Source organism: Phytohabitans houttuyneae (assembly GCF_011764425.1).
In the GTDB taxonomy this organism is placed as follows: Bacteria; Actinomycetota; Actinomycetes; order Mycobacteriales; family Micromonosporaceae; genus Phytohabitans; species Phytohabitans houttuyneae.
The window spans coordinates 2,411,186-2,422,554 of record NZ_BLPF01000001.1; the positions used below are offsets into that span (position 1 = coordinate 2,411,186).

Sequence of the window (11,369 nt, forward strand, 5' to 3'; positions counted from 1 at the left end):
CGGCGCTCGGCTGGCGGCCGGTGGTCTCGCTGCCCGTGGGGCTCCGGCGTACCTGGCGCCACGTGTCGATCCACCAGCCCGGCCCGCCGCCTGAGTTTCAGGGATCCGGGTGGCTTGGTGGACTACCCGGTGCCCTCGCCGGCCACCGCGAGCTGCGCGGACCGGATGGCGTCGAGGACGCGGTCGGCGGTGCGCTCTCCGTACAGCGCGCTCGCGCAGGACACCCGGATGCGCCACCGATGCGGCCGGATTCTTAGCTGTACCGACACGTTCGGGTCGACGAACCCCGGCAGCCCCGGAAGCGGCTCGCACGGCGCACCGTCGAGGTCCCATGCCGGGACCTCGTCGCCGTCCTCGACCCGGAGGTCCCACGCGATCCGGTTGGGGGTCTGCAGGTAGTTGGCCGGCGCGCACTCCCGCAGTACCTCGCTCCAGGGCAGGTCGGCGTGGCGCAAGGTGGACCGGACCGCGCGGGTGGTAGCCGCCAGCACCTGCGCGGGCGTGGCGCCGGGGGCGAACCGGGTGCGAAACACGATCCTTGTCGCGAACGATCCCACGGTCTCGGCGAACTCCGGGCGGGACCGGTTGGCGGTGTGCGAGGCGATCACCACGTCCGGGTCGCCGGTGAGCTGGTAGGCGGCGAGGTTGACCGCGGCGAGGACGGTGGCGAACGGTGTGGCGCCGGCCGTGCGTGCCGCGTCGCGCAGCGCGGTGAGCTGGCTCCCGGTGACTGTCCACTCGCGAACGTGAGCGGCCGGTCCCCCGGGCTGCCGCTCGGCCGGCGGGTCCGCGGGCAGGGGGTTCTTGAACGGGGAGCTGCCGGCCAGATGGCGCCGCCACCACTGCCGCACGTCGCTGTCCTCGGCGAGCAGCGGGGTGCTGCGCTGCCAAGTGGCGTAGCGCCACCAGGCCGCCGCCGCGCGCGCCGGGAGGCGGCCGGTCCGGTAGGCGGTCGTCAGATCGCGGACGAACACCTGGTAGGACAAGCCGTCGAACACCGCGTGGTCGAAGCCGAACAGGATCAACCATTGGCCGCCGACGCGGACGAGCCGGGTGCGGAAGACGTCGCCCTCGGCCTGCGCCCAGTCGACCTCGGTGAACTCGCGGATCAGCCCGTCGAGACCTTCGGGTGTGGTGTGCAGCAGCTCCAGCCGAAGGTCGCTCGGGATGACCTGCTGGCGGGCGCTTCCGGCGGCGTCCCGGAAGATCCGGGTGTGCAGGGCGTCGTGCCGCTCGGTCACCTGGGCCAGGGCGTCGGTAAACCGTCCAGGGTCGACGGCGGCGCAGCGGACGAAGTGCCAGAGGCGGAAGCTGCGGGACAGATCCGACCTGTCGCGCAGCAGCCTGCGCTCCTGGTCGAAGGTCGCGGGGTACGGGTCGTCCGGCACCGACCGGCCCGCCGTCTCGTCCAGGTCCGCACCGAGCAGCCGGGTGCCGAGCCCGGTGGGTGTCGGAGCGGCCAGCAGGTCGGCGAGCGTGAGCGTGCGGCCCGAGACGCGGTGCAGCTGGGCCACCGCGTGAAGGGCCTGAATGGAACTGCCGCCGAGGAGGAAGAAGTTGTCGTCCGGCCGCACCCGCTCGTCCAGCAGCTCTGACCAGACGTCGACGACAAGCGCGACCGCGCGGGCGTGGCTGAGTTCCATCGGCTTGGATGTTAGGGGCTGCCTCGGGCGGGCGTGCGTCGCCGGTACCAGGGACAGGCCGCCACCTGGCCCGCCGTGGTTGGCTGAGCTGGATGACGACCGGGGCAGAGCGCGATCCCGCGCCGCAGTGGTTTGTGCGGCTGCCACCGCGCGCGGAGGCGCCCGTACGGGTGATCGGGTTTCCGTCCGTCGGCAATGGACCCGCCCAGTTCAGCCCGCTGGCCAGGGCCGGGCGCGGCCGCCTGGAGGTGTGGGCGGCCAACTTGCCGGGACGCCAGGCGCGGTACACCGAGCCGTCGTTCACCCGCTTCGACCCGCTGATCGACGCGCTTGTTCCCGCCGTGGCGGAGGTCCTGGACGACCGGCCGTGCGTCCTGGTCGGGTACTGCTCGGGTTCGCTGATCGCGTTCGGGCTCGTGCGGGCGTTGCGCAGGCGTGGCCTGCCGGCTCCGGCCGGGCTTGTCTGTGTGGCGTACCCGCCGCCGCGCGACGGTCTGCACCCGGACCTGTCCGGGGTGTCCTCCGACGACTTCTGGGACCACCTGCTGCACAGTGGTGGTGTGCCTGCTCGGCTGGCCACCGGTGCGCACCGCCCGCTGTTCGAGCCGGCGCTGCGGGCGGACTACGCGGTGCTGCGCGACTTCCGCCCCGCCGACCCGCAGGATGTCATCGACACTCATATATATGCGGTCGTGGGAACCGGCGAGCCCGCGTGGTTGCGCGAGGAGATGAGCGGCTGGGCCCGATTGACCAGCGCCGGTTGCCAGGTGGTCGAGCTCGACGGCGGCCACTGGCTGCTCGACGAGTCACCGGAGGCGTTCGTCGACTTGGTCGCGGAAGGTCGATGGGTTACCGATCCGGCCCGCTCCGCCCGCTCCTGACCGCCGCAGCTACCCGCGGGCCGGCACCTCGACCGCTTCCGGAGCTGTGAGCAGCCGCCACAGCTCGGCACGAATGGGCTTGCCGACGGGAGTGCGCGGGATTGCCGAAACGACCCGCACCCGGGAGATCGGCGGACCGATGCCGGCCACCGCGGCGAACGCTTCCGGCTCGCCGCCGCCGTCACCGAGCACGACACAGGCGCCCAGTCCGTCCCATCCCCCGGCGCCGTCGATCGCCGCCACGGCACAGTCCTTGATGTACGGTCGCCCGCTCAGGCGTTCTTCGATCTCGGTGAGGACCGCTCGCCCGCCGGGCAGAAACACGATCTCCTTGGCCCGCCCGACCAGATGCACCCGTCCCCGCTCGTCCAGGTAGCCCAGGTCTCCGGTGCCGATCCAGCTCCGGCCGGCTGGGGCCGGATCGCCCGCGTGGTGGGAGACCTGGATCTCGCCGACCGTTCCGGGTGGAGCCACGCCCCCGTGGTCGTCCACGATCCGGGCTTTCGTGCCCGGGCTCGGCACGCCCAGCACGTCGGACTCGCCGCGCTTGGCGAGGCGCGTGAAGATCGCGGCGCCGAGCTCGGTAGCGCCGTAGATCGAGAAGATCCGGGCCGCCGGAAACGCGTCCATCGCCGCCGAGGCGAGCTGTTCGGAGAGTGGGCCGGCCACCACCTTGACCGTGGTGATCCGGCTCGACGCCGCCGGCGGCAGGCCCGCCGCGAGCAGCTTGCGCAGGGCGTACGGCGTCACGACCAGCTCACGGCAACCGAACCTCTCGACGAGATCGGGCACCTGCGCCGGGTCTTTGGCGGCGGCGCTGAGCGCACCCACCGCGAGGTGCCGCAGGAGGATGCCGTGCACGCCGGTCGAGGTGCCGAACGGAATGCCGCAGTGCACGACGGCGCTCCCAGCCGTACCGGACGGCCGGAAGGGCCAGTCCCGGTGATGGAAGACCGCCGGTTTCGGTACGCCGGTCGTGCCCGAGCTGAAGACGATGTCCAGTGGGTCGTCGGGCGCCGGACGGGCCCGGCCGGTAGCCCTCGGCTCGGCCGGCTCCGGGTGAGGTGCTCGTCGAACCGCCCGACCGGGCCGTCGACGAGCCGCAGGAGCCGCTCGTCGTTGATGAGGACCGCGACCGCCCCGATCCACGCGCAGGCGAGGTAGTCCACCGCGATGGACCGCCACGGGCGGCCGGCGAGGGTGACCGCCATCCGGTCGCCGGTGCGGACACCCGCTCGGCGCAGTCGCTCCGCACGCCGGACGGCGTCCAGCAGCAGTGGCCGCACCGCGGTCGCGCCATCGATGTCCGCGAGACCGCCTCCGGCCGGCGTGAACACCCGGTGGGCGATGAGCTGCGCGACGGTCGCCGTTTCTGACATAGCCATCTCCAGCGTGCTTCAGCGCGGTTTCCGCGTCCTGGGGTTGTGCGCCTGGTAAATCCACGCGGTGAAGAGCCGCCGCAGTTGGGGGTCTTTGGCGAGCCAGGTGTCGATGGTCTTTTTGAGGATGGTGGCGTTTCGTGGGTTGGTGAGGTCGAATTTGCGGCGTAGGAGTGGGTAGCGGAGCCAGACGTGTAGGTAGAGGTCGTCCAGGCCGGTCGGGTTGAGTTGTTCGGCGAGTTTGGTGATGTGTGCCGGGTCGCGTTCGAACGGTTTCGTGGTGCGCGGCAACGGCTGGGTCGACTGGTACCGGGCGGCGTTGGTGAACGTGATCCGGTGCTGGTTGAGGTAGGCGAACGGCAGGTTCTTCCGTAGACAGAAGTTGATCGCCTGCGGGATGGTGTCGATGATCGGCTCGCCTTTGTCGTTCAACGACGTGTTACACAGCAGCGGCACCCCGGTCGCTTCAGCAAAACCGGTCAGGATCTGATGCAGGACCGGATCCTGCCGCGCGGTCAGGGTCTGCACCCGCGCCGACCGGTCCAGATGCGCGATCGCCGGCACCAGATGCTCACGGTCACCGCGGACGGTAAAGGTCTCCAACATGTAGGGCGAGGGCCGCGGGTTTTCGAACCAGTCGGCGTGGTCCTCTTCCCGGATGATCGGAGCGACCGGCCGCCACCACTGCCGCTGCTTGAGCCGGTTCAACTCGTCCTTCGAGGCCAACCGGGTCGGATCAGCCAGGATCGACCGGTGCCCCAGCGCCCGCGGGCCCAGCTCGGCACGCCCGTCCAACCACACCACCGCCGCACCCGACCGCAAATCCGCGACCACGTCCGCCACACTGGCCGGCCGAACCTCCGCGATGAACCCCTCAAAACCAGCCAACGCGGCAGTCACATCAACGTCTTCGTGTCCGACGTAGGCGCCCGGGAAACGGAACGAAAAATCCGTACCACAACGGCGGAAGAACGCGCCCAACGCGATACCCAAAGACTGGCCGCTATCGTCCACACACGGCGGTGTCAACAACCGCGCAAACCCGTACCTGTCCATCAACGCACTATTCGTCGGACAGTTCAACGCGAACCCACCAGCCAACGCCAAAGCCGTAACACCCGGATCAATACCGAACCGGTCACACGCCTCATCAATATTCCGCTCCATCACCGCAAGCGAAATCCGCTGGATCTCCTTCATCACCGCACTCATCACCTGCTCCTCAGGCGTGAACCGATGATCCGGCACCCAACCAGCCTCCACCACCGCATCATGCAAACGCCCAACAAAACGCTCACACTCAACCAAAAGCGTCGCCGCCCGACCAGAAAACGACAACTCCCGCAACGCCTCGTCCCGCAACCCACCCACATCAGCATCACACGACGCCGCCGAAGCCAACGCCATCAACGTACCCTCACGCAAACCAAACCGATGACGCGCCGCCGTAAACAACCGCGCCGGCGAACCCACCGAAAACCAAGAAACCCGCCCCTCCACGAAATAGGCACCGGCGCAGGATGACGGGTAGTCCTTCGTGGCGAGGACGGCGTCGGAGTCGGGGCCGCCGTCGACGGCCATCGCCAGCACGGGCATCGAGCTGGCAACGTCGGTGTCGAGCAAGGCGCAGCTGAAGACGTGCGCGAGGCTGTGCGGTGGCAGGTCGGCGTCGGCGTAGTCGCCGCTGACGTCGACATAGCGGTCGCCGCCTATCCCGGGCGTCCCCCAAAACTCCACCACGTCGCCGACATCGACACCCACTGACGCCAACAGCGACGCCACAAGCCCGTCACCGGACACCTCGTCAGCGACCGCCGCCCCATGACGACGCCAGCCCGACAACCGGTCGACCGGCCAATAACCCACCAACCGCACCACACCCCCGACTTCTGCCACAAAGACACGTTCGTGTTGTGGCGAAGCCAGGTGTCCAGGACATGGGGAAGGCCGGGTGGGGTCAGGTAGGTGGAGACGTAGTAGCCGTCCCTCATCGCGGCTTGTTGCGTCATGCCTGGTGCAGGACCGTGACCTGGCGCAGCGGCATGGTCGAGGAGAGCTCTTCGATGTCCACGTGCAGCCCTTCGTCGCCGAGCGTCTCGACGATGACGATGGCCGACAGCGAGTCGCCCCCAGGTCCTGGAAGCTCGCGGAGCCGTCAGGCGGGTCGATGTCCAGGGCGTCCGCGACGGCGCCGAGGAGTCGGGACAGCGGTGGGGCGTCGGCCTCTGTCTGGGGCATGGTCTAGCCCTCCCCTCCGGTCGGCGTCGCCAGCTCACCGGCCATGGCGTCGGTCGCGCCGGTCGCGCGCTTGATCCACAGCCTGATCCCCTCGTCGAGTTGGGGGTCTTTGGCGAGCCAGGTGTCGATGGTCTTTTTGAGGATGGTGGCGTTTCGTGGGTTGGTGAGGTCGAATTTGCGGCGTAGGAGTGGGTAGCGGAGCCAGACGTGTAGGTAGAGGTCGTCCAGGCCGGTCGGGTTGAGTTGTTCGGCGAGTTTGGTGATGTGTGCCGGGTCGCGTTCGAACGGTTTCGTGGTGCGCGGCAACGGCTGGGTCGACTGGTACCGGGCGGCGTTGGTGAACGTGATCCGGTGCTGGTTGAGGTAGGCGAACGGCAGGTTCTTCCGTAGACAGAAGTTGATCGCCTGCGGGATGGTGTCGATGATCGGCTCGCCTTTGTCGTTCAACGACGTGTTACACAGCAGCGGCACCCCGGTCGCTTCAGCAAAACCGGTCAGGATCTGATGCAGGACCGGATCCTGCCGCGCGGTCAGGGTCTGCACCCGCGCCGACCGGTCCAGATGCGCGATCGCCGGCACCAGATGCTCACGGTCACCGCGGACGGTAAAGGTCTCCAACATGTAGGGCGAGGGCCGCGGGTTTTCGAACCAGTCGGCGTGGTCCTCTTCCCGGATGATCGGAGCGACCGGCCGCCACCACTGCCGCTGCTTGAGCCGGTTCAACTCGTCCTTCGAGGCCAACCGGGTCGGATCAGCCAGGATCGACCGGTGCCCCAGCGCCCGCGGGCCCAGCTCGGCACGCCCGTCCAACCACACCACCGCCGCACCCGACCGCAAATCCGCGACCACGTCCGCCACACTGGCCGGCCGAACCTCCGCGATGAACCCCTCAAAACCAGCCAACGCGGCAGTCACATCAACGTCTTCGTGTCCGACGTAGGCGCCCGGGAAACGGAACGAAAAATCCGTACCACAACGGCGGAAGAACGCGCCCAACGCGATACCCAAAGACTGGCCGCTATCGTCCACACACGGCGGTGTCAACAACCGCGCAAACCCGTACCTGTCCATCAACGCACTATTCGTCGGACAGTTCAACGCGAACCCACCAGCCAACGCCAAAGCCGTAACACCCGGATCAATACCGAACCGGTCACACGCCTCATCAATATTCCGCTCCATCACCGCAAGCGAAATCCGCTGGATCTCCTTCATCACCGCACTCATCACCTGCTCCTCAGGCGTGAACCGATGATCCGGCACCCAACCAGCCTCCACCACCGCATCATGCAAACGCCCAACAAAACGCTCACACTCAACCAAAAGCGTCGCCGCCCGACCAGAAAACGACAACTCCCGCAACGCCTCGTCCCGCAACCCACCCACATCAGCATCACACGACGCCGCCGAAGCCAACGCCATCAACGTACCCTCACGCAAACCAAACCGATGACGCGCCGCCGTAAACAACCGCGCCGGCGAACCCACCGAAAACCAAGAAACCTTGTCGGGAGATTGGCCGGGAGAAAAGTACGCACCGGCGAACGAGGACCTGTAATCCGCCCTGGCCAGCACGGAGTCCGGTCCGCCGTCGACCGCCATCGCCAGCACGGGCATCGACCGGGTCACCTCGGTGTCCAGCAGCGCGCAGCTGAAAATGTGCGCCAGGCTGTGCGGCGGGAGGTCGACATCGGCGTAGTCACCGCTCACATCCACATAGCGGTCGCCGCCTATCCCGGGTGTCCCCCAAAACTCGACCACGTCGCCGACATCGACCCCTACCGACGCCAACAACGACGCCACCAGCCCGTCACCCGACACCTCGTCGGCCACCGCCGCCCCATGACGACGCCACCCCGACAACCGCTCGACCGGCCAATAACCCACCAACCGCACCACACCCCCGACTTCTGCCACAAAGACACGTTGTTGTCGTGGCGGGCGCGGAGGTTGAGGACGTAAGGCAGCCCGGGGGCGTCAGGTATGTCGAAACGTAGTAGCCGTCCCTCATCGCTTCGCCCCCAGAAGAGTCGCCCCAGAAGAAAGGAATCCACTGTTTACTTTATCGAGCGACACCTTTTGACAGCCGTCACTAGATCCAGGGACAGCCCCGAACGGTGGCCTCTGGTTAGGTGAATCCGACACCGATTCCGGCTGCCGCGGCCGATCCTCCGGAATGGAATGCGCCGTGAACATTGACATGCTCAGCGATTACACCGGCGTCGACGTGGCGGACACTTTTCGCCAGATCGCCGAAGCCGGTCAGGACATCGTCGATGCCCAAACCGGAGAGCTGATCATCGTGCGGCACCGGGAGGTGCGTGCGCTGCTTCCCGCCGCCGGACTGACGACCAAGCGTCCGCAACGCGACCTGTTGGCCCTCGACTCGCTGCCGCCGGCCGCGCGGGAGATCCAGCTGGCGATGAAGGCCCACTACGCCCGGTGGCCACTGTTTTCGGACGGCGACTACCACCGGCGCCTCCGGCGGTACCTGACCAGGTCGATGACCGACATCGTCGAGGTCGTGGCCGGCAATGCCGCTGACCATCTCCGGGAGGCGCAGCGGCAGACCGCCGGCAGCTCGTTCTCCTGGCTGGAGCGGGTCGCGGAGCCCATCGCGGCGTCGCTGGTCGGCACCATTCTGGACGTTCACGCGGACGAGGCGGCGGTGCTCATCGACCGGGCGACGGTGATCGTCCGTGAGCTCGCCTGGCCGATCCTGGACGACGCCCGGGCGGCCGACGCCGTCACGGCGCAGCGGGATCTCGCCAGCTGGCTTGAGCGCGCCCTGCCGTCGGCGCAGGGCTCCACCCGCTACCTGCGCGCGCTGCGCGCCATCGCCGACGACCCGGCACTCGGGTTCGAGTCGGCATCGGCCACCCTCGCCCAGACGATCACCGGCGCGTACGACCCGCTCGTCTCGGTCCTCGGCACCCTCGCACTCACCGTCGGGCCGCGGGAGTTGGCCGCGCTGGCGCCCGAGACGATCGCCGAGGAAGTGCTCCGGCTCGCCACCCCGTTCCGCTTCGCGCGCCGTTTCACCACCGAGCCGGCGCGGCTGGCCGGTCACGAGGTCCCGGCCGAGACAAGGATCTTCCTCGGCCTCGCGGCGGCCAACCTGGACCCCCGGGCCTTTCCCGACCCCACGTCCCTTGCCGCGCGGCAGAGCCCGCACGTCGCGTTCGGCCTCGGCCGCCACTACTGCCTCGGCGCCGACGCGGTGCGGAGCTGCCTCGTGGGGGTTGTGGGCGCGCTCGTCGAGGCGCGGGCCGCGTTCACCGCGCACCACGTCGCGTACGCGCCGGAGCTGTCGATCCTGCGGTTCACCGCGATGGACGGGAGCTGGCGGGCGTATTGAGCCACACGAGGGCCGCGGCGGCAACCAGTCGCATGAACCTGCGACAAGTCGGCGACCGGCGGGCGTGGTGTGCTGCTGGGCGTGAGGGCTGAGCCATGACCCGGACGGGGGCGCATACTCTGCCGGCGATGCTGGCGGCCAGGGCGGACCTGGAGCCGGACCGGGTGGCCATCGAGACCTTCGGCGTCGGCACGCTCACCTTCGCCCAGTGGCGCGGTGCCGTCGACACGGCGGCTGGCGGGCTGCTCGAGTCGGGCCTGCGCCGCGGCGATCGGGTGGGGCTGCTCTTCACGAGCCGGGACTGGATCGAGTACGCCATCGCCTACTGCGCGGTCCAGCGCGCCGGTGGCGTCTGCGTGCCCTGCCCCGAGCAGGCTCCCGCCGCCGACCTGCGGTACCTGCTCGACCACTGCGGCGCGGTGGGAGTGCTGCATTCCGCGCAGCATCCCGCGCCGGAGGTGACCTCGTGGCGGCGTACCCTCGCGGACCTGCAGGGGCCGCCCGATCGCGCCGGCAGCGTGCGCCTGAACGCGGGCGACCTCGCCCAGATCCTTTACACATCCGGGACCACCGGGCGCCCGAAAGGCGTGGCGGCGAGCCACCGAAACCTTGTCGCCGGTGCGGCGGCGCGCGGCGGGCGCCGGCCGCTGGCACACTCCGAACACTTCCTGCACGCGTTTCCGATCGGGACGAACGCCGGCCAGACCATGCTGGTCAACGCGCTGGACGCCAAGCCGGCGGCGTTGACGCTGCCGCACTTCACGCCGGCGCGCTTCGCACGGCTTGCCGAGGCGTACCGCGTCGGTTCGATCTTCGTCGTGCCGGCGATGGCGATCGAGCTGATCAACTCGGGCGCACTCACCGGACGTGACCTGTCCGCCGTACGGCTGCTGGGTTCGACCGCCGCGCCGCTGCCGCCGTCCGTCGCGGCCACGCTCGCCGGCCTCCTGCCCCGCGCAGTCATCGTCAACTACTACACCTCCACCGAAGCCGCACCCGCCCATACAGCGATGATCTTCGACCCCAAGCGCCCCGACTCGGTCGGCCGCCCGATCGCGGAGGGGCTGATGATCAGGGGTACCGACGGCGAGCCGCTGCCAACCGGCGAGGTCGGCGACGTCTGGCTGCGCAACCGCCACTCCCGCCACTACTTCCGGGACGAGGCCGCCAGCCAGGCCGTCTTCCAGGACGGCTGGGTACGGATGGGCGACCGCGGCCGGGTCGACGGCGAGGGCTTCCTCTACCTGACCGACCGCGACCCCGACGTCATCAAAGCCGGTGCGCACAAGGTGTCCACCCTGCACGTGGAAGCCGCGCTCTTCGAACATCCGGACGTGCTCGACGCCGCCGTGCTGGGCGTGCCACATCCGGTGCTGGGCACGGCCGTCGCCACCGCGATCGTCGCGCGGTCACCGCTGCGCGCCAGCGACCTGCGCGCATTCCTGCTGGACCGGCTCGCGCCGTACGAGGTGCCGGCCCACGTCGTCTTCGTCGACCAGCTCCCCCGCAACCCCGCTGGCAAGGTCGTCAAGAGGCACCTCTCCCCGCTCTTCACGCCGGAAGGCGAGCAGGCGGGCGCGGCGGTGCGAAGGAGTGTCCACGTTGAACGATGAGCGCCGAAGGCTGGCCGACCTTGTCGTCGCCGCCACCGACGGGGAGATCAGCCTCGAGGACGCTCTGGCGGCGGAAGTCCCGTTCAGCGCCCTGGGCATGACCTCGCTGGGCATCATGCGGCTGATCGACGCGATCGAGGACGACTTCGGCATCGAGCTGGACCTCACCGCGGAGGTGCCGGTCGCGCTCACGCAGACCGTCGACTCCATCGCCGTCTACCTCGCCGAGGTCTCCGCCGCCGGCCGCTGACCCCGGC

Annotated in this window: 9 protein-coding genes; 5 read left to right on the plus strand and 4 right to left on the minus strand. The window is 69.1% G+C overall.

Going from position 1 to position 11,369, the window contains the following annotated elements; all coding sequences use genetic code 11:
* Window positions 1-122: 122 nt before the first annotated feature.
* On the minus strand, window positions 123-1,643 hold the full coding sequence (locus tag Phou_RS10600; RefSeq protein WP_173055797.1) for a condensation domain-containing protein: 1,521 nt from the start codon (window positions 1,641-1,643) through the stop codon (window positions 123-125).
* A gap of 92 nt (window positions 1,644-1,735) precedes the next feature.
* Here Phou_RS10600 and Phou_RS10605 point away from each other — a divergent pair, with 92 nt between their 5' ends.
* Window positions 1,736-2,524, plus strand: coding sequence for a thioesterase II family protein (locus Phou_RS10605; protein ID WP_173055799.1), 789 nt, complete (start codon window positions 1,736-1,738; stop codon window positions 2,522-2,524).
* A gap of 9 nt (window positions 2,525-2,533) precedes the next feature.
* Here the strand turns inward: Phou_RS10605 and Phou_RS10610 are convergent, their stop codons facing one another.
* The gene (locus Phou_RS10610; RefSeq protein WP_173055801.1) at window positions 2,534-3,673 is read right to left on the minus strand and encodes a class I adenylate-forming enzyme family protein; all 1,140 of its coding nucleotides are present in this window, start codon (window positions 3,671-3,673) and stop codon (window positions 2,534-2,536) included.
* On the opposite strand from Phou_RS10610, the gene Phou_RS10615 reads away from it, so the two are divergent.
* Window positions 3,589-3,900, plus strand: coding sequence for a hypothetical protein (locus tag Phou_RS10615; protein ID WP_173052340.1), 312 nt, complete (start codon window positions 3,589-3,591; stop codon window positions 3,898-3,900). The genes Phou_RS10610 and Phou_RS10615 overlap by 85 nt on opposite strands.
* Window positions 3,901-3,921: 21 nt before the next feature.
* Here Phou_RS10615 and Phou_RS10620 read toward each other — a convergent pair whose 3' ends face one another.
* Both Phou_RS10620 and Phou_RS10625 read right to left on the minus strand, forming a co-directional pair.
* Window positions 3,922-5,799, minus strand: a complete 1,878-nt coding sequence (locus Phou_RS10620) for a carbamoyltransferase C-terminal domain-containing protein (protein ID WP_173055803.1) — start codon at window positions 5,797-5,799, stop codon at window positions 3,922-3,924.
* A gap of 345 nt (window positions 5,800-6,144) precedes the next feature.
* Window positions 6,145-7,974 (minus strand): carbamoyltransferase C-terminal domain-containing protein, encoded by a 1,830-nt coding sequence (locus Phou_RS10625; RefSeq protein WP_173055805.1) that lies wholly within the window; start codon window positions 7,972-7,974, stop codon window positions 6,145-6,147.
* Window positions 7,975-8,329: 355 nt separating this feature from the next.
* On the opposite strand from Phou_RS10625, the gene Phou_RS10630 reads away from it, so the two are divergent.
* From Phou_RS10630 to Phou_RS10640, 3 genes are all read left to right on the plus strand, one after another.
* Window positions 8,330-9,499, plus strand: coding sequence for a cytochrome P450 (locus Phou_RS10630; protein ID WP_173055807.1), 1,170 nt, complete (start codon window positions 8,330-8,332; stop codon window positions 9,497-9,499).
* Between the two features lie 128 nt (window positions 9,500-9,627).
* On the plus strand, window positions 9,628-11,112 hold the full coding sequence (locus Phou_RS10635; RefSeq protein ID WP_246273477.1) for a class I adenylate-forming enzyme family protein: 1,485 nt from the start codon (window positions 9,628-9,630) through the stop codon (window positions 11,110-11,112).
* Window positions 11,102-11,362: an acyl carrier protein gene (locus tag Phou_RS10640; protein ID WP_173055811.1), complete on the plus strand. Its 261-nt coding sequence runs from the start codon at window positions 11,102-11,104 to the stop codon at window positions 11,360-11,362. The genes Phou_RS10635 and Phou_RS10640 overlap by 11 nt, the downstream gene beginning before the upstream one ends.
* Window positions 11,363-11,369 lie beyond the last annotated feature (7 nt).